Origin of the sequence: Jeongeupia naejangsanensis (assembly GCF_016865585.1) — a bacterium.
Lineage (GTDB): Bacteria > Pseudomonadota > Gammaproteobacteria > Burkholderiales > Chitinibacteraceae > Jeongeupia > Jeongeupia naejangsanensis.
In genome coordinates this window covers 31,590-55,765 of the sequence record NZ_JAESND010000007.1, presented here as the reverse complement: position 1 = coordinate 55,765, position 24,176 = coordinate 31,590, and the positions used below count along the sequence as shown (strand labels likewise).

Sequence of the window (24,176 nt, the reverse complement as noted above, 5' to 3'; positions counted from 1 at the left end):
ATGAAGCAAATCCTGATCGTCGCCCCCGCCTGGGTCGGCGACGCCATCATGGCCCAACCGCTGTACGCCGAACTGCAACGCCAGCATCCGGGCGCCGCCATCGACGTGCTCGCGCCGGCGTGGACGCGGCCGGTGCACGCGCGGATGCCGGAAATCCGCGAAGCGATCGACAACCCGTTCGGCCATGGCGAGCTGGCGCTGAAAAAGCGCTGGGCCATCGGCCGCACGCTCAAGGCCCGCGGCTACGATCAGGCCATCCTGCTACCGAACTCGCTCAAGAGCGCGCTGGTGCCGGCCTTTGCCGGCATTCCGGTCCGCACCGGCTGGCTGGGCGAGTCGCGTTACGGACTCCTGAACGACTGGCGCCGGCTCGACAAGGACCGCTATCCGAAAATGGTCGAGCGCTTTGTCGCGCTCGCGGTGGCCGATGGCGCGCCGCTGCCGGCCGGTCACCACTATCCGCAGCTGAAGATCGACCCGGCCGCGCGTGCGGCGACCTTGGCCAAACTGGGCCTCGATACCGCCAAACCCATCGTCGCCTGTTGCCCGGGTGCCGAGTACGGCCCGGCCAAGCGCTGGCCCGCACGCCACTTCGCCGAGTTCGCCAGGAAACGCATGGCACGTGGCGAACAGGTCTGGCTGTTCGGCTCGAACAAGGACGCCGGGATCGCCGGCGAGATCGCCGCGCTGGCGCCCGGCGTGATCAACCTCGCCAGCCAGACCAGCCTCGCCGAAGCGATCGACCTGATGAGCTTGGCCGCCGTCGCGGTCTGCAACGACTCGGGGCTGATGCACGTTGCCGCGGCGCTGAACGTGCCACTGGCGGCGGTCTACGGCTCGTCCAGTCCGGGCTTTACCCCACCGCTGACCGAACACGCCGAAATCGTCTCTCTGCAGCTCTCGTGCTCGCCGTGCTTCAAGCGCACCTGTCCGCTCGAACACATGAACTGCCTGAACCAGCTTGATGCCGATCGCGTTGATGCCGCGGTCGAACGGCTGATCCCGATCAAACCCGTCGGCTAAGGCACCGCCAGCGGCATCCCGGCTTCGGGAGGCATGCGTGCAAAACTGACTATATTGGTCAGACCCACGACACGGACGCGCGCATGCCACCTCCAGACCAGTTGAACGCCCTGCTCGGCGAGTGCAGTCTCGGCCGGCAGCGCGCGCTCGAAACGCTGTACCGGCTCACCTCGGCGAAACTGTTTGCCGTTGCGCTCCGTATATTGCGCAGAAGGGACTGGGCCGAAGAGGTGCTGCAGGAGTGCTATGTCAGCATCTGGCAGCACGCCGGCCGCTACGATCCGCTGAAAAGCCAGCCGATGACCTGGATGACGCGCATCGTCCGCAACCGCTGTCTCGACCGGCTCGACCGGCCGAACCTCGAGGTACCCGCCCCCGACGACGACTTTGCCGCAAGCTGGGCCGACGATGCGCCCGGGCCGATGGCCTTGCTGCTGACACAGGAATCGAGCGCGCAGCTGGCCGGTTGCCTGAAGGGGCTGGAGGGCCATCAGCGCCAGGCCATTGCGCTGGCCTTCTTTGAAGGACTCAGCCACAGCGAAGTCGCGCAGCACCTGAGCCAGCCGATCGGCACGATCAAGAGCTGGGTCCGGCGCGGTCTGGAGAAGCTGAAAGGATGCCTGGGATGAGAACCTTCAACCCGCAATTGCGAGACCGGCTAGCCGGCCAGTACGTCCTCGGCAGCCTGCGCGGGCCGGCCCGCCGCCGCTTCGAAAAGCTGATGCACGCCGATGCCAACCTGCGCCGCGCCGTCACCGGTTGGGAGGCGCGGCTGCTGCCGCTCGCCAACGCCCTGCCCGAAGTCGCCCCGCCGCCCCGTGTCTGGCGCGGCATTGCCGACCGGCTCCGGGCGCGCGAGCCCGTCCCGACCTGGAGCTGGCGCGGGCTGGTGCTCTGGCGCACGCTGGCCGGTGGCTTCGCCGCAATGCTGCTCGCCGGCGTGGTGATCTACCCGGTGCTGGTGCAGCGCGGGGCCGAAGCCCAGTACCTCGCCGTACTGCAGGATCCGCAAGCGCAGATTGCGCTGCTGGCCAGCGCCACGCGCGACGGCCGACTGAAGATCAAGCCGCTGAACGATCTGCGTCAGGTCTCGGCGCAAAAAGCACTGGAACTGTGGGCCCTGCCCGACGGCGGCAAACCGCGCTCGCTCGGGCTGATCGCGCCGGACGGCAAAACGGTGATCGAACTGAAAACGCAGGCCGGGCTGATTCCCGCGCTCGCGGTCAGCCTCGAACCGCCGGGTGGCTCGCCGACCGGCCAGCCGACCGGGCCGGTGCTGTATTCGGGCAAAATGCTCAGCATTTAGCATGCCCCGGGGATTCGGGCGCACGGGCAATTCGTCCGAATCCTCTCGCTGAAGTGCAATCCAAAAACCTTCCCCCGTCTGCAGGTCCATCCAGCGCCCAGCCTGCAACGCCGCATTGGCAGCGGTGTTGTCGCAACTGCCACTCGGCGCAGCAATACGGCGACCATCGTCGGAACGCCCCCCTCCCAAGCCAGCCGAGCTGCCCAGCGGCGATGCCCCCAGCAATCACTTTGCGGCTTTTCGCCATGACCGGACCGGGCCTCCCGATGAGCCGAACGGCGCTCCGTCCGGTACGAACGGCTATTTCAGTATTCGCTGATATTATGATGCGCGCATTTTTAGTCAATCAAGTTTTCAATTATAAATATCGGGGATGTTGATTCATGGGATGGAGCAAAGTCTGGGGGGTGCTGCTGGTCGCCGCGCTGACCGCCTGCGGCGGTGGCGGTGGCGGTGGAGACGGCGGAGATAGCGCCGGCGGCGGTGGTGGCAATACAGCGACCGGCGGTGAAGGCGGAACGGGCGGCCCGCTCCCGACGCCGGTGCCCACACCCCCGCCGGCAGTCGTCAGCGCAATCGATGCGGCGGTCGCCAGTGGTGATCCAGCAGCGCTGAATGATCCGCTGCCCATCATCGTCCAGGCCTACAACCGGGCGTTGTCGCTGTCGAACGCCCAAGCTTTGCTGACCCGGTCGCTGCAGCGCGGTGTCAGCAGCGAATACACCCCCGGCACCTCAAGCCAGTTCATCCTGCCCGTCAATCCCGAACTGGCCCAGCCACTGATCGTCGGTGATGGCGGCCAGATGCTGGCGAGCATCAGCAATGCCGAAGGTAGCCGCGGTGCCGGCTACGGCACCAACGTGCTGGACCAGTTCCGTGCCGGCACCCTCACCCATGCGCCGGCCTTCGGCCGGGTGCTGTCCTGGCTGGTGACCGGCAACGCCGAAACGGCACTGCCGGCGTCGATCGACGTCAGCCTTGCCGGCCTTTCCGCCGGCAACGCCATCGGCAGTCTCAACAAGGCCGGGGTCACGGCCAGGGACGCAGGCTGTGATGCGCTGGCCGACAGCGCCTGCGCCGCACGCGTGTCGCTGGTGATCGTCGGCTCGGGCGTGGCGGCCGACACGACCCTGACCGCGCGGACCCGCGCGCTGCTCAAGTCCGGCAAACCGGTGCTTTACCTGCACACCAATGGCTGGGGCGACAGCCAGTCCGGCCGGCAGATGCTGAACGCCATGTCGCTGGATCTGGGCGGCTACGGCGGCAATTACTGGTCCGGCGACAAGGTTGCGGCGGGCCGCAGCGACGCGGCCAACGCCAGGGCCAGCGACCAGTTCGGCGGCATTCTGCCGATGCTCTCCCGTCTGGCGACCAACACGCTGCGCAGCGACTATGACTGGCGCAAATGCAGCGACAGCAGCTGCGGCGATGCCCCGGGCTTCAACGACGACGTGATCACGCCCACCGGCTTGATCCGCGCCCAGATCAATACCTACAACAGCAGCGCCCGAGCGTTGTTTGCCACGCCGGACACGACCCTGTTGCGCTTGCTGACGCTCTGGGCCGACGTGACCCGCAAGCAGATCGTCTATCCGCTCGACAAACAGAAGAACCCGGTCGCCTTCCAGCAGGCCATGATCGCCGATGCCTGGGTGAGCTATGTGCGCACTGCCGGTGGCCGGCAGGACGATCTGGGCACCTTCATGAGCGCCAACGGTGCAAATCTGCCGGTCAGCACCAGCGATGAAACCGTCAGCGTCACCCTCGGCGATACCGGCGGCTTCACCGCCATCGGCCGCATGGCCATGCCGGGTCAGCCGCTGCAGGTCACCGTGCTCGACGCCGGCGCCGCCACCACGGCGCTGCGCATCAACACCCAGCGGGGATCGTCGACCAAGATCGGCAGCGCTTATACCCGTCCACGCATGCTCGCCAGCCCGGCCATGCCGCTGGCGACCGGCACCACCGTGCCGGTGGTCACGCCCTACGGCGGTCTGCTGCAGCTGCAATACAGCGGTGCAACGCCAGGTCAGGTGGTCAGGCTGAAGCTGCGCGGCGTTGCCAGGCAGCCTTTCCTCGACATCACCGCCGGCAGCGACCGCACTGCCTTTGTTTCGGCGCTGACCAGCTCCCGGTCCGACTGGGCCGAGATCAAGATGCCCGGCATGGAGGCGCATGCACGTACCGACAAACTGCGCGACGTGATCAACGGCAGCGATTACGGGGGGGACATGAACCGGTATCTGGACGAAATGGTCAACCTGTTCTTCGACGACGCCTACGGCTTTGCCGGTTTTGCGCGCAGCGGCAAGACGCTGCCGACGGCGGTCGCATCGTTCTGCAGCAGCAAGGGCTGGGATTGCACCGACACGACGATGCACCGGCAGCCGGGCACGCAGCACATCAACGTCGACGTCTACGCCCAGTGCGGTGCCGGCTGCTCGGGCAACCCGTACGACCAGACCTGGGGGCTGCTGCCGCGAGGCTGGGGCGAAAGCCACGAGCTGGGCCACAACCTGCAGCTGGGTACGCTGAGCATCTACGGCAGCGCCAGCAGCGGCGAGGTCTCGAACAACATTTTCCCGCTGCACAAGATGTGGCGCATGTACCGCGAAATGGCCGTCGACCTGAATCCCACCCGCGTGCAGTACCGCGACGCCTTCAACCTGATCGCGACCGCCAGGGCCCAGTCCGGCCCGGTCGACGCCGCCTACCAGGCCATCTGGGGTGACACCAGCTACGCGGCGCAAAACGGCACCCGCATGGCGTTCTACGTGCAGTGGGCACACTACTGGCAGGAGCGCACGAACAACGCCGCGCAGGCCTGGGACATCTACACCCTGCTCTACCTGCACGCGCGCCTGCTGGGCAATGCGGACTGGGCGGCCAACAAGGACAGGCTCGGCTACAGCCAGTACGCCACCCGCCCGAATGTCGACGGCAACGACAACATGCTGATCGCCCTGTCGTGGATCACCCAGCGTGACCAGCGCCCGACCTTCGACCTGTGGGGCATCAAGTACTCCACCGCCGCCGCCAGCCAGGTCGCGAGCTACGGTTTTGCACAGGAGCCGGCCTTCTTCTACGCCAATACCAGCAGCAACAACTACGGCACGGCGCGCAAAGTGAACATGACCGCAAGCAGCCCGGTCTGGCCGTTCTGAGCCGCGACCTTCGCCATGCCGGTACCGGGGAAGCGCCAACTGGCGTTTCCCCGTTTTTTGTCTGCAAAGTCCCTTCGGCAGAAGTCCGCCACCATTTCGGCAAGCCCCCATCCTTGCCCTCGCCTCGGGACGTTTTCAGTTCCTTGCCTAGCCCCGGCAACGGTCGCCGAAACGGCCGTCGCCGCGCTATGATCGGGGTTTCCCCCAATCCTGCCTGCCTGAACATGGAATTCCTCGACCTCGACCCGATCGCCCACGTCCGTGGCACCGTGCAAATCCCCGGTTCCAAGAGCATTTCCAACCGCATTCTGCTGCTGGCGGCCCTCGCCGAAGGCGAAACGCTGATCCGCGGCCTGCTCGGTTCCGACGACACCCAGCGCATGCTCGAAGCACTCGATGCGCTCGGGATTGCCTGCCGCCAGCAAGGCGACACGCGTGATTTCACCGTCCAGGGCGGCAACGGGGTCTTTCCGGTCAAACAGGGCGAGTTTTTCCTTGGCAACGCCGGTACCGCAGTCCGTTCGCTGACGGCCGCGCTGGCCATGGCCGGCGGTGAATACACGCTCAAGGGCGTCGCCCGGATGCACGAGCGTCCGATCGGTGATCTGGTCGATGCGCTTCGCGTGGCCGGTGCGAAAATCGACTACCTCGGCAACGAAGGCTTTCCGCCGCTGGCGATCCACCCGGGCCAGATCGGCGCCGGCCGGCGTATTCCGGTCAAGGGCAATGTCTCGAGCCAGTTCCTCACCGCCCTGCTGATGTCGCTGCCGCTGAGCGGCGAAGACGTCACCATCGAGCTGGTCGGCGAGCTGATCTCCAAGCCCTATATCGAAATCACGCTGAACCTGATGGCCAAGTTCGGCGTGACCGTGGAAAACCGCAACTGGCAGGAGTTCTTCATCCGCGGCGGCCAGCGCTATGTGAGCCCGGGCGAGGTCTTCGTCGAGGGCGATGCGTCGAGCGCGTCTTACTTCCTCGCGGCCGGCGCGATCGCCGCGCAGGGCGGGGCGCTGCGGGTCGAAGGCGTCGGTGCCGAGAGCATCCAGGGCGACAAGCGCTTCGCCGAAACGCTGGAGCAGATGGGCGCCCGGGTCAGCTGGGGACCGAACTGGATCGAAGTCGCACCGCCGGCCTCGGGCAGACTGAAGGCCGTCGATGTCGACCTCAACCACATTCCCGACGCGGCCATGACGATTGCCGTCGCCGCGCTGTTCGCCGACGGCACCACGACGATCCGCAATATCGAGAGCTGGCGCGTCAAGGAAACCGACCGCCTTGCCGCAATGGCGACCGAGCTGCGCAAGGTCGGCGCCACCGTCGAGGAAGGCCAGGATTACATCGTCGTGACGCCGCCCACCGCACTGACACCAAATGCCGAAATCGCCACCTATGACGATCACCGCATGGCCATGTGTTTCTCGCTGGTGGCGCTCGGCGGCGTGCCGATCCGGATTCTCGACCCGAACTGCACGGCCAAGACCTTCCCGACCTACTTTGCCGAACTGGCCCGCATCGCCGGCTAAGTCCACGCAGCACAAAGGAAAAAGCCGGCACTGCCGGCTTTCTTTCTTTTGAAGTCAGAAAAATATTCAGCAGCCCGTAAACCAACCATGTTGTCGGCGCCGGCCGACTACCGTTTGCCATGTCGAAGCTGACGCATGTCGGCTACCACCGGGTCCCCGGATCCGCGTCCTCATCGGTGCCAGTCCCGCCGGGACACCTTGGCATCACAGGTATTCCCCTCCCCCCGACCTTGATACCAGCTTGTTTTGCAAGGCCAATCCGGCCTCTCCGTCACGGGCCGGGCTGGAAGCAGGCAACGCTGTATGCAGCGGATTCATTGATTCAGCAGCCGGCTTACACGCCGGGCACCGAAAAATGTAGTGCGATCACGGTGATACCATCGCCATGCTTTTCGTATGACCACTGTGGCACGGCCCGATCCGGTCCCGACGCCGCACATATAACGATGGAGTCGAGATGCACTACCCGAAAATCGCCGCGCTCGCCGTGGCCGCAGTGTTTGCTGCACAACTGGCCCATGCCGCCCCGGCCTGGGATGCCAAGGCCACCTATACCGCCGGCCAGTCGGTCGATTACGCAGGTAAAACCTGGAAAGCCAAGTGGTGGACGCAGGGCAACACGCCCGGCGCCGAACAATGGGGCCCGTGGGAACTGATCGGCAACGCCGGCGGCGCGACGCCGACACCTGCTCCGACACCGGCGCCGACAGCTGCTCCGACGCCTGCTCCGACGCCTGCTCCGACACCTGCTCCGACACCTGCTCCGACACCTGCTCCGACACCGGCTCCGACACCGGCTCCGACACCGGCTCCAACGCCTGCGCCGACACCGAAACCGACACCGGCTCCAACGCCTGCGCCGACACCGAAACCGACGCCCGCTCCGACGCCCGCTCCGACGCCCGCTCCGACACCCGCTCCGACGCCCGCGCCGACACCGGCCGGCACGGCCTGCGTCGCCGCATGGGATGCCGGCACCGCGTACAGCGGCGGCGCCAGCGCCAGCTATCTGAACCACAACTACAGCGCCAAGTGGTGGACCAAGGGCGACGATCCGAGCAAGGGCGGCGTCTGGGTTGATGCCGGTGCCTGCAGCGGCGGTTCGACCGGTGGCAGCACGCCCACGCCGACGCCGGCACCCGGCGGCGTCCCGACCAAGGCCCAGGCCGAGGCCAAGGAGGTCGAGCTGACCAACAACGACTTCTTCCGCACCATCAAGGCCTCGATCCGTACCGCGCCGAACGCCGTGGTCGACGCCGTCGCACCGGGCAAGGCCGACAATCCGGTCAACGTGAAGCGCATCGAGCGGATCCTGCCCGAAGCCAAATGGGAATACCTGTTCCCGCGCCGCGAGCCGAGCTACACCTATCAGCGCTTCCTGCAGGCCAACGCCAAGTTCCCGGCGATCTGCGACGACTACAAGGACGGCCGTGACGCCGATGCGATCTGCCGCCACAGTCTGGCGACGATGTTCGCGCACTTCGCGCAGGAAACCGGTGACCACAACAAGAACGACACCGTGCCCGAATGGCGTCAGGCGCTGAAGTACCTGCGCGAGATGGGTTGCGATGAAACCGGCCCGAGCTGCGGTTACAACACCGAATGCGCCGATCCGGTCTTCAACACCGTGTGGACCTGCGGCAAGAACGCCGACGGCAGCTGGAAGAAGTACTTCGGCCGCGGCGCCAAGCAGCTTTCGTACAACTACAACTACGGCCCGTTCTCGCAGGCGATGTACAACGGCGACCAGTTCAAGCTGCTGAACGAACCGGACCTCGTCGCGTCGACCTGGCTCAACCTCGCCAGCGCAACGTTCTTCTTCGTCTACCCGCAACCGCCGAAGCCATCGATGCTGCACGTGATCGACGGCACCTGGGTACCGAACCAGACCGACCAGGCTGCCGGTACCGGCAACAACTTCGCGACGACGATCCAGATCATCAACGCCGAATGCGGTCTCGGCACCGAGAAGCAGGCAGCGCAGAACCGGATCGACTACTACAAGGAGTTCTCGCGCGAACTGGGCTGGGACTACAGCAAGGAACAGCTGAGCTGCGCGACGATGCAGCGCTTCGGCCCGGGCAGCTCGGCGGCGTACAACATCTACTGGGAAAAGAACTGGAACGTCGGCGGCGACAACCAGTGCATGCTGGTCAGCTACCAGACCCCGTACAACGCGCTGATCGAAGGCAACTACGTGAAGTGCGTCGAGAAGAACTGGGGCGTGACACTGAAGTAAATCACGCTTGAGTACAGCGGCAACGGGGGCTTCGGCCCCCGTTTTTTTCGTCCATCCTTGCTGTGGCGCGACATGCGCAGCGTTCTGCCCGGTCCGTATAGAATCGCCCGAATATCCCGGCGAGTGCACCGCCGGTCCAAACGTCACGGGCCCGCATGAAAGCGAATTTCGAAGTCATCACCGCAGACAACGGCGAGTCGTGGACCTTCTTCCAGCGCAACGCGCAGACGGCCTTGCCGTTCAACTGGCACTACCACCCCGAGTACGAATTGTCGCTGGTGCTGAATGCCAGCGGCAGCCGCTACATCGGCGACCACATCGGTGCCTGCGATGGCGGCGATCTGGTGCTGACCGGCCCCAACCTGCCGCACACCTGGGCGGTGCAGGCCGTCGCGGCAGACCGGCTGATTGCGGTGCGGGTCATCTGGTTCACGCACGAATGGATCGAGCGCCTGTGCGCTACCTGCCCGGAATTCCAGCCGCTGCTGCGCTGGCTGGCCGATGCCGGACGCGGGCTGAAGTTCAGCGATGCCGCGCTCGAACGGATACGCCCGCTGATCGCGCACATGGACGACGCGACACCGATGACGCGGCTGATCCTGATGCTGCAGGTGCTGGACGTGCTGAAATCGGATCAGCCGGTACAGCTGTCCTCGGCGGCATTTTCGGGTGCGCCCGATCGCCACGGTGAAAGCCGCATCACCCGGGTCACGCACTACCTGACCACCCACTACCGCGAGCCGATCGATCTCCGGCAGCTGGCCACGCTGGCCAACCTCACCGTCAACAGCCTGTGCCGGGCTTTTCGCCAGCACACCCGGGCCAGTATTTCGGAATACGTCGCGCGGCTGCGCATCGGCCGCGCCTGCGCCGAGCTGATCGACTCGACCAAGCCGATCGCCACCATTGCCCACGACACCGGTTACCGCAACCTCTCGCATTTCAACCGGCAGTTCCGGGCCAGCAAGGGCATGTCACCCGGCGAATTCCGCACGAGCTTTCACCGCCCCGACGCAGGCTAGCCCCCATCCCCGGCTCCCGGATACCCTGTTCCGATACTGTGTATTCCACTTAATGGCCGATCCGTTGATAGCAAGGAATCGGCATGGCAGCCTCCGGTGACCGATCACACCGAAGGCCACCCCATGCCCAAGCCGAATCCTGCACGCGCCGGTGCAACAGCCAGAGGACGCGGCATGCTGACGATCAGCCCGCGCCTTCGGCTGGCGCTGCACGAATTCTATGCACTGGCGATTCCGGTCATGCTGCAACTGCTGTTCATGTCGGCACGCAACATCACCGACATCGTGCTCACCGCCAATCTGGGCGAGGTCGCCGTGGCGACGGTCGGTCTGGCCAGCAAGGCCGTCATGGTCGGGATGGTCGCGTTGGCGGGGCTCGCCAGTGGCTGCAGCGTACTGGGCGCGCAGTATGCCGGCCAAGGTGACCTGCACGGCCTGCGCCGTTCGATCGGGCTAGGGCTGCTGCTATCGGTGGTCTTCATCCTCGTGCCGGTTGCGATCGGCTTCGGCTTTTTTGCCGAGGCCATCATCCGGCTGGCGAGTACCGATCCGGCAGTGATCGCCAACGCCACCGGCTACCTGCGCATCTTCGCTGGCGCCTTCGCCTTCATGGCGGTCAGCACGGTGCTGGGCATCGGCCTGCGGGTCTGCGGCCACGCCGGCACGGCGACGAAGCTCAGCCTGATCGGCGTCGTCGCCAATGTCGTGCTGTGCGTCCTCCTCATCAACGGGGCCGGTCCCCTGCCGGCGCTGGGCATCATGGGCGCGGCGTGGGCCACGTTGATCAGTACCGCGCTCGAAGCCGCGCTGGTACTGGCCTGGATCGCGCTGCGCAAGCCCGGCCTACTGCCCCGCTGGCGTGATCTTGCGGCACTGCCGCCCGGCTTTGCCCGCCACTATCTGGGCATCGCGGTGCCTGCGACGGTCAACGGTCTGGTCTGGTCGCTGGGCATCTTTACCTACGGCGCGATCTACGGCCGGATCGGCACCCGTGAGCTGGCCATCATGGCATCGCTGACGCCGCTGGAGGCCGTCAGCATTGCGGTCGAACAGGGGCTGGCGACGGCAACGTCGATCCTGCTGGGACACAGGCTGGGACAGGGCCGCTTTGCGCAGGCCCGGCGCCTTGGCTGGCTTTACCTGCGCATCAGCATCGGCACATCCGTTTTGCTGGGCATGGCGCTATTGCTGGCCATGCCGCTGCTGCTGCAGGTCTTCCGCCTCGAAGGCGCGGCACACACCGTTGCCATGCAGGTGTACGTCGTCATGGTCATCACGTTCTGGATCAAGACCATCAACGCCGTCGGCATCAGCGGCGTGCTGCGCAGCGGTGGTGATGTCGGCGCCGGCCTGAAGATCGACGTGATCGGCCAATGGTGCGTCGGGATTCCGCTGGCCTTGCTGGGCGCCTTCTACTTCGCGCTCCCGCTGCCGGCGGTCTTCGTGCTGGTCATGCTCGAAGACGTCGTCAAGGCCGTGCTGACGACCCGGCGCATCCACCGCAGCCTCTGGATCAGATCGGTGATCCCGAGCCTCGGCCGCGTCCAGCTGGGCACGCCCGGCTGACGAGTCAGGCAGGCGCGGTCATCGAACCGACCTTGCGAAGGTGGTGGTTCAGTGTTTCTTGTGTGCCGATTGGCTGTGCTTGGATGCGGTCTTGGTGTGCGGCTTGGCTGTTCGTGCACTCGCGGACGAGTGCTGGGCCTTCTTGCTGGTGTTTTTGTAGCTGGCCCGCTTGCCCGCCGAGGTCTTTGCCGAACTGCCTTTCTTCGCACTGCGGCTGTGTGCCTGGGTGGCCTTGTGCGACTTCGCGCTCTGGCGGCCGGCCTTGCTGCCATGCGACTTGCCCGACGCCTTGGTTGCGTGATGCTTCGTCTGGCTGCGCTTGGTCGTCGCCTTGCTGTGATGACGGGACGAAGCCGGCTTGCTGCGCGCAGTGCTTTCGGCCTGGACGGAGGCCTTCCTGGCCTGCGGCGCCGCGCGGGCGGCGGGCGGCGGCAAGGCGGACGGGTCATCGAACGGCAATGGTGCGTCCTCGGCAAAGGCACCGCACAGGGTAAAACTCAGCATCAGGGCAAGCAGAGCACGCATCGGAGGACGTTCGGCTGAAACAGGGGGGCCCAGTATACCCGAACGATTCCGGCGCCCGAGCCAGCCAGACCAGCCGCTCATCGATGATCAGACCACTTGAATGGGGTACGTTCAATGTCGACAAGCGCAGCTGCAGTCGCAGAAAGATCATTGTCGGAAAACAGCGGCCATATGGCGCCATTTTCTCGTTGACCGGCTTGTCCATGCGTCCGGCCACGCATCGGCAGAGCGCGATGTTTTCAGCAGCGATAAGACCACCTTGACGGCACGATGAAGGCAAGGCACGCCGTTCACGATCCCGCGTCGGCCTGAACGGGCCTGAGCAGGACGCATCGGCGCCCTGTTGATTAGCGCAGCAAGGCCCCGGCAATCGCGGCGAGCATCGCCGGCCGGTTGCCGAACGCCGCCAGCCGGCCCGCCGCATTCGGGACCAGATCGGTATCGTAGGGCAAGCGCCCCGCCACCAGCCACAAACGCTCTGCCGGCAAGGCACCGATTGCTGCCCGCTGCGCCGGCTGCAGCACCGCGTTGTAGCTGACGCAGACGATCTGTTCGGCCACGGCGGCGCGTGCCAGTACCGCTGCAATCTCGCCGGCATCGGGGGACAGCGGCAGCGCGATTTCCTCGACCCGCACGCCGGCCGCCAGCAGCGGCGTCGCCAGCGTGTCACGCACCAGCACGGCCTTGCCCATGGCCACTTCGTCGATCTCGGTCCGTGTACGTACCACGAACGTCAGCAACAGAACCGGTCTGGCCGGATCGATACCGCGGCCCTGCCGGCGCACGGCTTGCGCCTGTACCCGTTCGGCCAGCGCCAGTGCCGCTCCGGTTCGCAGCTTCGGCGCCGGATCGGCCGGCAGCGCACGCCAATCGGGCAGGCGCCGCTTCAGTGTCAGAATGCGTGCCACCGATGCCTCGACCTGTACCGGATCAACCTCCCCGGCCTCGACCGCCGCCGTCAGCGCGGCGAGAAAACCCCGCTGCCGATCCTCGCGGTGGGAGATCAGCACGACGTCGGCCCCGGCCCTGAACGCGTCGACCGCACCGCCGACGGTCCCCCCCGGCCCCTTGGCGATTGCGTCCATTTCCAGGCAGTCGGTAAACACCACCCCCTTGAAACCCAGTTCGTCGCGCAGCAGGCCGGTCATCACGGCACGCGAGCGCGTCGACGGCAGATCCGGATCGGGCTCGACCGCCGGAAACGCCACGTGCGAGCTCATCACCGCATCAATACCGGCGGCAATCGCCGCACGGAACGGCGCCAGTTCGACTTCATCAAGCCGCGCACGCGCGTGACCAACGCGCGGCACCCCGAGGTGCGAATCGGTATCGGTATCGCCATGCCCGGGAAAATGCTTGGCCGTGGCCGCCAGCCCGACCGCATGAATGCCTTCAAGTGCCGCCAGCCCGTAACGGCAGACCGTCTCGACGTCCTCGCCGAACGCGCGCACGCCAATGACCGGATTGGCGCGGTTGTTGTTCACGTCCAGCACCGGTGCAAAATTGATGTTGATGCCGAGCGCGGCCAGCTCGGCATTGCCGATCCGGGCCAGCTCGCGACAATCGTCCACCGAGCCTGCGGCCTGATACGCCAGCGCCGACGGCAACGGCGTCATGCCGTCCTCGATGCGCATGACCATGCCGCCCTCCTGATCGATGCCGATCAGCAGCGGTGCATCGCTGACTTCGGCATTGATTTCCTGCAAACGGCGGCACAGCGCGGCAACCTGCGCCGGATTGTCGACGTTGCGGCGGAACAGGATCACGCCGCCAATGCGCAGTTCGCGGATCAGACGCTCGATGCCCGGCGATGGCGCCAGCCCGTCGAAACCGGCCATCAGCAACTGGCCGATCTGCTCTTGTAAGGTCATTCGTCTTCTCCTGCTTGCCGCGACCGCGTCGTAAGGCTACATCGAAATGATCGGCGTTCGATCGCGCCACCGGAGCCTGCCATGCGCCACGCCCTAATGCTGACCGCCGTTGCGACGCTGAGCGCCTGCTCGCTGATGCCCTCGTCGACCCAGACCGCACAGGCCACCCTGCTGCCCACCAGCGGACAGACCACGACCGGCAAGGTCAGTTTCCGACAGAGCGGCGATACGCTCCTGCTCGACGTGACGCTGAGCGGGCTGACACCGGGGCAGCACGGCTTTCACGTGCATGAAAAAGGCGATTGCTCGGCCCCCGACGCATCCAGCGCCGGCGGACACTTCAATCCCGACAAGCACCTGCACGGCAGTCCGGATGCGCAGGACCATCACCTTGGCGATCTCGGCAACGTCGTTGCCGGCGCCGACGGCCGCGTGTCGACGTCGCTCACCATCAAGGGCGTACGGCTCGACCAGTTGCTGGGCCGCTCGCTGATCGTGCATGCCGGCGCCGATGACCTGAAGAGTCAGCCGGCAGGCAACTCCGGCGCCCGGATTGCCTGCGGCATCATCAGCTAGCGCGTTTTAGTTGGACGTCAGGCGGCGCAAGACTTCCTCGCGGCCGATCAGTGCCAGTACGGCATCCACCGACGGCGTACTCGTCGTGCCGAACACCTTGGCACGCAGCGGCATGCCGACCTGCGGCATCTTCACGCCCTGCTGCTTGACGAAATCCTTGATGAATTGCGACAGGCTGGCCTGATCCCAGGTTTCGAGCCTGGCGACGCCTTCGGCGAACAGCCCGAGACGCGCTTCGTCTTCCGGCGTCAGGTGCTTCTCGGCAACCTCGGCAGTCGGCACCAGCGGACGGTAGAAGTATTCGGCCTGATCGGCCATCTCGACCAGCGTCTGGCTGCGGTCCTTCAAGAGCACGCATACCTCGGCCAGCGCCGGGCCGTTAGCAGTCTCGACCCCCTTGTCGGCGAGGAAGGCGGCGACGCGCTCGGCCAGCCGCTGCGGCTCGGCGGCCTTGATGTGCTGCGCGTTCAGCCACAGGAGCTTGTCGCGGTCGAAGCGGCTCGGGCTCGGGCTGACGTTGGCTAGGTCGAACCACTCGACGAACTGGTCCATGGTGAAGAACTCGTCGTCACCGTGTGCCCAACCCAGCCGCGCCAGATAGTTAAGCAGCGCTTCCGGCAGGAAGCCCATCTTGTCGTAATCGACGACGCTGACCGCATCGCGGCGCTTGCTCATCTTCTGGCCCTGATCGTTGAAGATCATCGGCAGATGGGCGAACACCGGCACCGTGGCGCCCAGCGCCTGATACATGTGGATCTGCCGTGGCGTGTTGTTGACGTGGTCGTCACCGCGGATCACGTGACTGATCTGCATGTCCCAGTCGTCGACCACCACGCAGAAGTTGTACGTCGGCGTACCGTCCGGGCGGGCGATGATCAGGTCGTCGAGTTCGGTATTGCCGATCTCGATCCGGCCCTTGACCGCGTCATCCCAGGCGACGACGCCATCGATCGGGGTGCGGAAACGCACTACCGGCGAAACGCCGGCCGGGGCTTCCGGCAGGGTTTTGCCTTCTTCCGGGCGCCAGCGGCGGTCGTAGCGCGGCTTTTCGCCACGCGCCTCGGCCTCGGCGCGCATCGCGTCGAGTTCCTCGCGCGAACAGTAGCAGTGGTAGGCGTGGCCGGATTCGAGCATCTGTGCGATGACGGCCTTGTACCGGTCCATCCGCTGCATCTGGTAGAACGGGCCTTCGTCGTAACCGAGGCCGACCCAGTGCATGCCGTCCATGATGGCGGCAACCGATTCCGGCGTCGAACGTTCGAGGTCGGTGTCCTCGATGCGCAGCACGAAAACGCCCTTGTGCTTGCGGGCGTAGGCCCAGGAGAACAGCGCGGTACGCACGCCACCGATATGCAGCAGGCCGGTGGGGCTGGGGGCAAAACGGGTGCGGATGGCGGAAGTCGGAGCAGTCATGGCGGCAGCTGGTATGAATCGCAAAGGCGTCATTTTACCCGCAGCCGCCTGCCCTTGCAGCGGACAGAAAAAACCGGCCATGCGGCCGGCGGATTCACACTGGAACGGAAACGCGCATCACAGCGCGGCGGTCATCACCGGCTTCGCCTTGGCCGGCTTGGCGCTGACCACGCGATTGTTGATCTGCAGCACCCGGTTGGCCGGATTCTGCACTTCGACATTGGCCGCCAGTCGCGGCTCGGCCAGTTGGGCCGGCTCTTCGAAACGCACCAGAATGTCGTAGAAACTGCGCAGCGTCTCGACGTAGGCCACCGGCTCGCCACCACGGGCATAGCCGAAGCGCACGGTGTTGTAGTACTTCGGATCGCGCAGCAGCGGCAATGTCGTCTTGATGTCGGCCCAGCTGTCCGGGTTCTTGTTCTGCCGGCGCGCCAGTTCGCGCGCATCGAGCAGGTGGCCTAGACCGACGTTGTACGCCGCCATCGCCAGCCAGGTGCGATCCGGCTCGGGGATGTCGTCGGGCAGACCGTCGCGCAACATCGCCAGATAACGTGCGCCACCCTGGATGCTTTGCACCGGGTTGAGGCGATCGACGCCCATCCGCTGCGCGGTATCGGTGGTCAGCATCATCAGTCCGCGTACGCCGAACGGCGACACCGCGTTCGGGTCCCAATGCGACTCCTGGTACGACAGTGCAGCCAGCAGACGCCAGTCGAGATTGGTTTCGGCGGCGGCTTTCTTGAACCATTGCTCGTAACGCGGCAACACGCTGTTGCGCTTGTTCAGGAAGGCGACCGAATCCGGCGGAGCAATGCGGTCGACATGGCCGTAATAGCGGTCGAGCAGCTTGGCGAGCGATTTGTCGGCGTTGATTTCACCGAAAAACTGCTTCAGCTTGGCCTGCAGCTCGGTGTCACCGTCCTGCATGGCCCACGCCAGTTGCTGTGGCGCGCCGCTTTTCTCGGAAATCGCCACTTGCGGGTAGTACTTCTGTGCCAGCTCGGCGACCTGCGAGCCGATGACCGCGTAATCGATCTTGCCCTGGGCGACGGCTTCGACCAGTTCCTCGCTGTCCCCGGCTTCAACGACATTCCAGGTCAGCGAAGGCGATTTCACCTTGAGCTGGTTCAGTACGTTCACGTACTGCGGCATCGTCGAAATCGCCGCGCCGCCATTGATCGCGTTCAGAGCAGCCTGTTCGGTCTGCTTGTTGCGATAGACCAGTACCGGACGGACCGACTGGTAGGCAGGGCCGAAACCGATGCCCTGCTCGCCATTGCTCTCATGAACACCAACGGCCAGATGCGCCTCATTGCGCTGCAGCCGCTCGAAGAGCTTTGCGTAGTTTGGTTCGACCACGAAGCGCACCTTGAGTCCGTTTTCGGACGCGAAACGCGTTACGAGATCATATTCAAGCCCAGCGTAATGCCCCTCTGCATCGACGTAGAACGTCGTCGGACCGTTCTGCACGAGGACAACCAATTCGCGCGATTCAATCCAAGAGGCCGCTTGTGGTGCTGTGTTGGCGGGCATATCGCCACACCCCACGAGGGCTACCGTTGCCAAAGCTATCAACCAGTTCTTCATGCCGCTCCAGAATAATGCTGTTGGCGTGCATTCTGCCTACAGTTTTTCAGCAACACAAACGTAAAGACTTTGCATTTTTCAAAAAGCCGTGTATATTGCGTCTCTCTTGCCGGAGAGGTGGCAGAGTGGTCGAATGTACCTGACTCGAAATCAGGCGTAGGTGCAAGCCTACCGTGGGTTCGAATCCCACCCTCTCCGCCAAGACCCCATACAAAACCCCTGACTCTGTCAGGGGTTTTTCATTTCCAGCCTTCCCGGTACACCACGCCGGCGCGGCTGCCCCGGATGCTTCGACAGGCGTCCTGCACTCCAGAACCCCGATTCCGTCATCGCCACCCGCCGTTGATCAACAGACGAGCGGTGCACCCCGGATCGCCATCCGCAAGCCCGTTGCAACGGAAAACGGCGATCGGGGCTGTTCCGCACCCTGCCGGTCTGACGATGTGCACTAACGAAAACGAAGCTTCCGAAGCATAGATCGTGATTTGCACCGCGTCAGGGAAATCGGTCACGGTGGTTGCCCTAACAGCCAAGACGGGCGCATCCGAAGCCACCCGCCCCGGACCGGCGGCAGAAAGAAACACCGGATTCAGCGCATGGTGGCCGGAGCGGGCTCCGTCACGCATGGGCCGTGGAAAGCACGCGCGTGAGGATCAGAAGCCGCTCTCGCGATACAGCACCGCCAGCAGGTGCAAGCCGCCCTCGACCAGCCAGCTGCGCCGCTCGCCTTCGATCTGCATTTGCCCGGCGGTTTCGCGCAAGGCCGGCGGCGGCGTATCGAGCTGGATCAGGACATGGAAGACCGCCGGATTGGGCACCAGTTCGTTGCGCTCGCCCGATACCGGAATCGGCCCCTTGTAGCGGGATGCCAGCACCGGATGCGACAGCTGGCGCACCTTGGTCCGGCTCACCGCCAGCACCCGGCCATGCATCGGTCTGGCAACGCCGACCGGGTAGAACCTGACCGGATCGCCCGGGCGCACCCGGTCGACATCGTCCTGCTTGATATAGCCGTCGACCTGCCAGTGGCCGGGATCGAACAGGATGCCGACCGGCTCCTTCGAACCGATCCACTGCCCGGGGCGACGATCGGGATCGACGTCCTGCCAGATGCCGGCAAACGGCGCCTTCAGCTTGAGCCGGGCGATTTCCGAGCGCGCTGCGGCGGTCTCGCCCAGCTGGACGTTGATGCGCTGGCGGATCGACGCCTGCTGCTCCAGCCCGGCCGCATCGGCAATCAAGCCGGCCATGCGCGCCAGATAGCCCTGCAACTCGGCTTCCGAGCGCCAGACCTGCGAATCGATGTCGGGGTTTTCCAGTTCGACCAGCAGGTCGTCGGCGACCACCTTGCCGACCGGATGCACCTGCTGCAGCCGCGCCGGGAACGGTGCGAACACCCGCAGCTGGTGCTCGGCGCGGGCGACGCCGTTGCCGTGGATTTCGGTGCGCCACGGCACGGCGATCAGGATCAGCAACAGGACCAGCAGCCCCCAGAAGCCGCGCCGGCGGCTGGCCAGCATGGCTTTGCGGTGTTGCCACCAGTATTTCAGCTCGCGCCCGATCGGCATCATGATGAACCAGGTGATTTCGACAAAAAACAGGAACAGCCCAAGCAGCTTGAAGAAGAAGAAGTACACCGTCGCGGCGATCCCGAGGAACAGCACCAGCCGGTAGAGCCAGGTGATGTAGGCAAACGTGATCAACGCAGCGCGGCGGCGTGGCGTGAACGGCTCCGGCCACGCTTCATCCATGCCCCACAGCACGCGCCGCAAGCAAACCTTGGCCTGTGCGGTCGCCCGCTCGTGCAGGTTCGGGAAGTCCAGCAGGTCCGAGAAGATGAAGTAACCGTCGAAACGCATGAAGGGGCTGGCGTTCAGCGCCAGCGACAGCGCCCAGCTGGTCGTCGCCAGATAGAGCAAGGCATTGCGCCACGGTCCCGGATCGCTCAGCGCCCAGCCCAGCGTTGCCAGCCCGGCCAGCGCCAGTTCGCACAGGATGCCGGCCGACGCGACCGCCAGCCGTTGCCGGGCATTGGGCAATTTCCAGCTTTCGCCGGTATCGGTGTACAGCATCGGCCACATCACCACAAAGGCGACGCCCATATGCGCGACTTTCAGTCCAAGCCGGGTCGCGACCAGCGCGTGTGCCAGCTCGTGCAGGGTCTTGGCGACGATCAGCGCCGCGGCAAAGCTCAGCACGCCCTCGGCCGAGAACGACTCGACCACCGCCGAAGTGAACGTGTCCCACTGGTGCAGCACCAGCACGATGCCGGTCAGCCCGGCGAGGATCACCAGTGCCGCGGCATACGGGCTGAACAACCAGTCGAGCCGGCCTGCGAGCTGCCCCAGCATGCGCTGCGGCCGCAACAAGGGAATGCGGAAGAACAGATAGTGGTGCAGCCACCAGTTCCAGTTGAGCCAGGGAAGCCGCTCGTCGCCCTTCCCTTTTGCCGGATTCGCGCTGCGCAGCAGCTGGTTTCGCTCGAGAAACTGCTGAAAAGCAACGACCTGCGCGACGTCCGGATTCAGCGCCGTTTGCGTCGCGATCGACTCGCAGATCTGCGCCGGCGTTTCGCCCCAGCGCAACAGGCACTCGAACTCGAACCAGCCGATCCGGTAAAAGCGGTTGAGCACGACGTCCTGAATCACCCAGCCCGGCTCGCCGTGTCGGTTTGGTGGCGCCGGCATCAGCTTCAGGTCTTCACGCAGCGGCAAGACCGGCAGGTTTTCCGGCGACGAGCCGATCACCAGCCGGTCCAGGCGCGGACCGCCGCCAGCGGCCTGCGCAGCAGGTAGTACGCCAGCGTGACCCGCTGACCGTAAAGCTTGGCGGTGCCGTGCAGGCCGAGGCGCGCGTGCGCCGGTGCGCCGTCGATGCTGGCGAGCAAGGGATAGGCAACCACGCCCGATTCACTGGGCTTGGCCTGATAACTGGTTTCGAGCACTTTGCCGTGCAGCGGCGTCAGCGGGTAGGCGGTCAGGTACAGCGTGACCTCGGCACCGGGTTCCAGCGCGATCGCGTCGGCGACCGGCAGCTCGATCCGCATCGCCGGCCTGCCCGGATCGGCCACGGACAGGATGCGCTCCCCGGTCACCACCGGCTTGCCCAGCCAGTCGTTGACGTCGCTGAACACCGCAACGCCGGCCTTGGGCGACTTGACCTGGCTGCGCGTCAGTTGCGCCGTGGCGGCAGCCAGTTCGGCCCGGCGCTGCTGCGCCACGCCGCCCAGCTCCGCAAGCTCGCCCTTGCTCTGCGCGTTGTCGAAGGCGCGCTGGCTCGCAGCCATCAGCTCGGCATCGGCGACCGCGACCTGCTTTTCCAGCACGCTGACGCGGTTGCGCAAGGTGGTTTCCTCGAGCGCGAACAAAGGCGTACCGGCTTCGACCTGCTGGTTCGGCCGCACCAGCATCCGTTCGACCACGCCGTCGACCGGCGAACTGATGACCTGCGCCTCGCGCGACACGACTTCGGCCGGCGCGAGCACGGTCAGCGGCACCGGCAAGGCCATGATCACCGCCAGCACCACCGCGCCAATCGTGTACTGCCGCTTGCTCAGCCGCAGCCGGAAACGTCGCCGCCGCTTGCTCAGCGCAGCCCAGCAATACGACCACGTCAGCCGCACCCCGGTCAGCAGGCCCGGAAAGGCTTCCGGCGGTGCTTCGTCGAGCAGGACGCACAGCAGGCCAAGCCGGTGGCCATCACGATCGAGCACCGGCAGCACCCAGGCGCCGGCCGGCCACCACTCCTGCCAGCCCTCGGCCAGATCGTCGTCCAGCGCCAGCCGGTCGCGCGCCAGCCATACCGGCGCATCACCATTCAGCTGCGTCGCCAGAAAGCGCCCGGCCCGGATCAGCCACACCAGATAGGGCGAGTCTTCGCTGGGCTTGGCCAGACCGGATACGGCGAGCAGCTCCAGCCGCCCGCCTTCGTGCTCGGCGAAGACGACCGCCTGATAGAACTGCAGGAACGGATAGAGATCGTTCGCCATCGAGAACGCCAGCGCGTCCAGCGACGGCGCCGCCAGCGCCCGGTCGCGCACCGCGTCCAGGCTCAGCAGCAGCTGCGGGTGAGGCAACGATTCGTTCATTGCGCGTTCGCGAGTTGCGCCACGCCGCTCATGCCGGCGACCAGTTCGGGGTACGCAGCGTTCAGCCGGGCCTCGAGTTCGACCGTCTGTGCCACCGCATCGACGCGGGCGTTCACGGCACTGACCTTGGCCGGGTAGGTCTTGCCGGTTTCGTGGATGGTCACGTCCAGTGCCGTGCCCTTTTTCAGCTTCTTGAGCAGCGTCGACGGCACATTCAGCCGCACCTTGAGCGCGCCATCGCTGACCAGATCGAACAAAGGCGTACCGGCCGCCACGGTCTGGTAGGGCTTGACGTAAACCTTGGCGATCCGGCCACCGAACGGCGCCGCGACCTTGCAATAGCCCAGTTGCGCATTCACGAGCGCCAGCGCACCGGTGGCTTTTTCGACCTCGGTACGTGCGTTGGCCACCTCGATGTCCCCCGCTGCGTTCAGCGCGTGCATGCCCTGCTTGGCCACGAAGTTCTGCCTGGCCATGTTCAGCTCGGCCTTGGCGACACTGGCCCGTGCCTGAATTTCACCGCAGCCGAGCGACACCAGTGTCGCGCCCTTGCCGACGGTCTGCCCCAGCGAGGCATTCAGCGTGCCCAGCGTGCCGGCCATCTGGCTCGACAAGGTCGTTTCCAGCACCGGCGCCAGCAGCACCCGCATCGCATTTGGATCTTCCGGTACCGCCGGCTTGGCGGCGAACGCACCGGCGCTGGCCGCGACGGCCAGCAGCGCGATCAGCTTACCGGGCAACCGGCACCGCCTCGATGCCACTGGCGTTGGTTTTGAGGAGGTATTCCGGGCGACGGAGTTGTTGCTGGGTGACGGTAGCTTGAATGGCATTGGCGAGCGTTTTTACATCCTGTTGATCAATGGTTTCGGGAAGGACATCGAAACCGACGGAGTTGAACAGGCGGCCCCAGGCGGCCTGCGCACTCGAATAGGCTGCTTCGCGCTGGTAGCGCGACAGCAGATAGCGCCCTTCAGCACGGATCACTTCAAGCTGGTTGCCGATCGATGTCGACTTGGCCGCACGGGCGTAATCGAGCAGGTTGGCATCGACACGCAGGCTGTCGTTGGCGAACTCCAGCTCCTGCGAGGCCAGCTGGTAGCGCAGCGAACCGATCCGGACCTGGGTCAGCACCGCCATCGACAAGGCAATGCGGCGCGTGTCATCGGTCTGCGCCTGCGCCTGCTGCGCGGCGTTGAGCGACGGCAGCTGCAGCAGCTGCAGCAGGTTCAGCGACACACGCACGCCGGCCTGCGACCAGCTGTTGTTGTACAGATAGGCATTCGAGTCGTACTGGCCGCTGAAGTCGACGCCGATGTTCGGCCACAACTGCATTTTGGCGATGTCGATGTCGGTCTGGTTCAGGCGCTTGCGGTACCACTCTTCCATGATCTCGGGGCGGCTTTCCAGCGCCAGCTGCTCCAGCTCGGCGACATCGACGTCCGAGGTCGGCAACGCCTGCTCGACAGACTCGGCCAGTACCATTTTCGTGCCTGGCGGCAGCGACATCAGCGCGGCCAGCTCGGCCTGCGCGAATTCGAGATCCTGACGCCGCACGGTCAGCAGATAGACCGAGTCGAGCAAGGCGCGCTGGTAGGCCAGCGCCTCCTGCTTGGGCAGGAAGCCCTTGGCCTCGGCATCGCGCGCCGCGGCCAGTGCCTTCTGGGTCTGCAGCAACAGGGCATCGACCTCGGGCTTGAGCCGCTGCGCCGACAAGGCACGCCAGTAGGCGTTGCGCACATCCTGCAGCACGTTCTGCGCGACCTTGCGGCGGCGCTCTTCGGCCATCAGGATCTGGTCGTTCTTTTGCTGCGCGCGGTAATAGGCAATGCCGAAGTCCAGCACGCTCCAGCTCAGCGTCAGGCCGCTGAGGTTGTGGTAGCGCTCTTCCGATGTCGACGGCCGCAGGCTGACCTGACCGTCCTCGATGCCGATCGACGTACCGCCCGAGTCGTTGCTTCGACCGGTCCGGCCGGCCGAGGCCACCAGCTTGGGCAGCATTTCGTAGTTGGAAACGTCACGCAGATTGGCCGCCAGCGCGCTTTCCATCAGCTTGAGCCGGTAGTCGAGGTTGTACTTGAGCGCGCGTGCGGCAGCCTCATAAAAAGTAATCGTCCCTGTCACCGGCTCCTGATTGGCGTACATCAGGCGCTGGTCGTCGACGACGCGCTGCTGTCTCTCGTCCTTGCTCGCCGGCTTCGGCTCGAAGCTCGCGCAGGCCGACAGCAGCGTGGTCGCAATGATGATGCTCAGTGTTTTAGCTGCGGGTTTTCTCAC

Annotated in this window: 17 protein-coding genes and 1 tRNA gene; 10 read left to right on the top strand and 8 right to left on the bottom strand. The window is 65.4% G+C overall.

Annotated elements, in window-relative coordinates; translation table 11 throughout:
* The 8 genes from waaF to JMJ54_RS13575 all read left to right on the top strand — a co-directional run bounded on the left by waaF (position 1) and on the right by JMJ54_RS13575 (position 11,843).
* Positions 1 to 1,023, top strand: a complete 1,023-nt coding sequence (gene waaF, locus JMJ54_RS13610) for a lipopolysaccharide heptosyltransferase II (protein WP_203539104.1) — start codon at positions 1 to 3, stop codon at positions 1,021 to 1,023.
* Between the two features lie 83 nt (positions 1,024 to 1,106).
* Entirely contained in the window at positions 1,107 to 1,652 is a 546-nt protein-coding gene (locus JMJ54_RS13605) for an RNA polymerase sigma factor (RefSeq protein ID WP_203539103.1), read from the top strand.
* A complete protein-coding gene (locus JMJ54_RS13600; protein ID WP_203539102.1) occupies positions 1,649 to 2,329 on the top strand; it encodes an anti-sigma factor in 681 nt (226 codons plus the stop codon). The genes JMJ54_RS13605 and JMJ54_RS13600 overlap by 4 nt, the downstream gene beginning before the upstream one ends.
* A 383-nt stretch (positions 2,330 to 2,712) precedes the next feature.
* Positions 2,713 to 5,493 (top strand): ImpA family metalloprotease, encoded by a 2,781-nt coding sequence (locus JMJ54_RS13595; RefSeq protein ID WP_203539101.1) that lies wholly within the window; start codon positions 2,713 to 2,715, stop codon positions 5,491 to 5,493.
* Positions 5,494 to 5,717: 224 nt separating this feature from the next.
* Positions 5,718 to 7,016: a 3-phosphoshikimate 1-carboxyvinyltransferase gene (gene aroA / locus JMJ54_RS13590; RefSeq protein ID WP_203539100.1), complete on the top strand. Its 1,299-nt coding sequence runs from the start codon at positions 5,718 to 5,720 to the stop codon at positions 7,014 to 7,016.
* A gap of 457 nt (positions 7,017 to 7,473) precedes the next feature.
* Positions 7,474 to 9,255: a glycoside hydrolase family 19 protein gene (locus JMJ54_RS13585; protein ID WP_203539099.1), complete on the top strand. Its 1,782-nt coding sequence runs from the start codon at positions 7,474 to 7,476 to the stop codon at positions 9,253 to 9,255.
* A 155-nt stretch (positions 9,256 to 9,410) separates the two neighbouring features.
* The gene (locus JMJ54_RS13580; RefSeq protein WP_203539098.1) at positions 9,411 to 10,277 is read left to right on the top strand and encodes a helix-turn-helix domain-containing protein; all 867 of its coding nucleotides are present in this window, start codon (positions 9,411 to 9,413) and stop codon (positions 10,275 to 10,277) included.
* Positions 10,278 to 10,451: 174 nt separating this feature from the next.
* Positions 10,452 to 11,843, top strand: coding sequence for an MATE family efflux transporter (locus JMJ54_RS13575; protein WP_203539097.1), 1,392 nt, complete (start codon positions 10,452 to 10,454; stop codon positions 11,841 to 11,843).
* A gap of 48 nt (positions 11,844 to 11,891) precedes the next feature.
* On the opposite strand, the gene JMJ54_RS13570 is transcribed toward JMJ54_RS13575, so the two are convergent.
* Positions 11,892 to 12,368, bottom strand: a complete 477-nt coding sequence (locus tag JMJ54_RS13570; protein ID WP_203539096.1) for a hypothetical protein — start codon at positions 12,366 to 12,368, stop codon at positions 11,892 to 11,894.
* A 347-nt stretch (positions 12,369 to 12,715) separates the two neighbouring features.
* A complete protein-coding gene (nagZ, locus tag JMJ54_RS13565) occupies positions 12,716 to 14,239 on the bottom strand; it encodes a beta-N-acetylhexosaminidase (RefSeq protein WP_203539095.1) in 1,524 nt (507 codons plus the stop codon).
* Positions 14,240 to 14,320: 81 nt separating this feature from the next.
* Between nagZ and JMJ54_RS13560 the strand changes: the two genes are divergently transcribed.
* The gene (locus JMJ54_RS13560; protein ID WP_203539094.1) at positions 14,321 to 14,815 is read left to right on the top strand and encodes a superoxide dismutase family protein; all 495 of its coding nucleotides are present in this window, start codon (positions 14,321 to 14,323) and stop codon (positions 14,813 to 14,815) included.
* A gap of 6 nt (positions 14,816 to 14,821) precedes the next feature.
* On the opposite strand, the gene gltX is transcribed toward JMJ54_RS13560, so the two are convergent.
* Both gltX and mltF read right to left on the bottom strand, forming a co-directional pair.
* The gene (gltX, locus tag JMJ54_RS13555) at positions 14,822 to 16,228 is read right to left on the bottom strand and encodes a glutamate--tRNA ligase (protein ID WP_203539093.1); all 1,407 of its coding nucleotides are present in this window, start codon (positions 16,226 to 16,228) and stop codon (positions 14,822 to 14,824) included.
* 117 nt (positions 16,229 to 16,345) lie between these two features.
* Entirely contained in the window at positions 16,346 to 17,815 is a 1,470-nt protein-coding gene (mltF, locus tag JMJ54_RS13550) for a membrane-bound lytic murein transglycosylase MltF (RefSeq protein WP_275411114.1), read from the bottom strand.
* Between the two features lie 111 nt (positions 17,816 to 17,926).
* On the opposite strand from mltF, the gene JMJ54_RS13545 reads away from it, so the two are divergent.
* Positions 17,927 to 18,016, top strand: a tRNA-Ser gene (locus tag JMJ54_RS13545).
* Between the two features lie 452 nt (positions 18,017 to 18,468).
* Here the strand turns inward: JMJ54_RS13545 and JMJ54_RS19565 are convergent.
* Genes JMJ54_RS19565 through JMJ54_RS13525 form a run of 4 tightly spaced genes read right to left on the bottom strand, consistent with a single transcriptional unit; the run spans position 18,469 to position 24,176 of the window.
* Entirely contained in the window at positions 18,469 to 20,562 is a 2,094-nt protein-coding gene (locus JMJ54_RS19565; RefSeq protein WP_203539091.1) for a site-2 protease family protein, read from the bottom strand.
* Positions 20,559 to 21,902, bottom strand: coding sequence for an efflux RND transporter periplasmic adaptor subunit (locus JMJ54_RS13535; protein ID WP_203539090.1), 1,344 nt, complete (start codon positions 21,900 to 21,902; stop codon positions 20,559 to 20,561). The genes JMJ54_RS19565 and JMJ54_RS13535 overlap by 4 nt, the downstream gene beginning before the upstream one ends.
* A complete protein-coding gene (locus JMJ54_RS13530; protein WP_203539089.1) occupies positions 21,899 to 22,642 on the bottom strand; it encodes an efflux RND transporter periplasmic adaptor subunit in 744 nt (247 codons plus the stop codon). The genes JMJ54_RS13535 and JMJ54_RS13530 overlap by 4 nt, the downstream gene beginning before the upstream one ends.
* On the bottom strand, positions 22,632 to 24,176 hold the full coding sequence (locus tag JMJ54_RS13525) for a TolC family protein (RefSeq protein WP_203539088.1): 1,545 nt from the start codon (positions 24,174 to 24,176) through the stop codon (positions 22,632 to 22,634). The genes JMJ54_RS13530 and JMJ54_RS13525 overlap by 11 nt, the downstream gene beginning before the upstream one ends.

Bases quoted from the DNA above. Each gene is read 5' to 3' on its own strand.
- waaF (WP_203539104.1), top strand. From the start codon at position 1: ATGAAGCAAATCCTGATCGTCGCCCCCGCCTGGGTCGGCGACGCCATC.
- JMJ54_RS13605 (WP_203539103.1), top strand. From the start codon at position 1,107: ATGCCACCTCCAGACCAGTTGAACGCCCTGCTCGGCGAGTGCAGTCTC.
- JMJ54_RS13600 (WP_203539102.1), top strand. From the start codon at position 1,649: ATGAGAACCTTCAACCCGCAATTGCGAGACCGGCTAGCCGGCCAGTAC.
- JMJ54_RS13595 (WP_203539101.1), top strand. From the start codon at position 2,713: ATGGGATGGAGCAAAGTCTGGGGGGTGCTGCTGGTCGCCGCGCTGACC.
- aroA (WP_203539100.1), top strand. From the start codon at position 5,718: ATGGAATTCCTCGACCTCGACCCGATCGCCCACGTCCGTGGCACCGTG.
- JMJ54_RS13585 (WP_203539099.1), top strand. From the start codon at position 7,474: ATGCACTACCCGAAAATCGCCGCGCTCGCCGTGGCCGCAGTGTTTGCT.
- JMJ54_RS13580 (WP_203539098.1), top strand. From the start codon at position 9,411: ATGAAAGCGAATTTCGAAGTCATCACCGCAGACAACGGCGAGTCGTGG.
- JMJ54_RS13575 (WP_203539097.1), top strand. From the start codon at position 10,452: ATGCTGACGATCAGCCCGCGCCTTCGGCTGGCGCTGCACGAATTCTAT.
- JMJ54_RS13570 (WP_203539096.1), bottom strand. From the start codon at position 12,368: ATGCGTGCTCTGCTTGCCCTGATGCTGAGTTTTACCCTGTGCGGTGCC.
- nagZ (WP_203539095.1), bottom strand. From the start codon at position 14,239: ATGACCTTACAAGAGCAGATCGGCCAGTTGCTGATGGCCGGTTTCGAC.
- JMJ54_RS13560 (WP_203539094.1), top strand. From the start codon at position 14,321: ATGCGCCACGCCCTAATGCTGACCGCCGTTGCGACGCTGAGCGCCTGC.
- gltX (WP_203539093.1), bottom strand. From the start codon at position 16,228: ATGACTGCTCCGACTTCCGCCATCCGCACCCGTTTTGCCCCCAGCCCC.
- mltF (WP_275411114.1), bottom strand. From the start codon at position 17,815: ATGAAGAACTGGTTGATAGCTTTGGCAACGGTAGCCCTCGTGGGGTGT.
- JMJ54_RS13535 (WP_203539090.1), bottom strand. From the start codon at position 21,902: ATGAACGAATCGTTGCCTCACCCGCAGCTGCTGCTGAGCCTGGACGCG.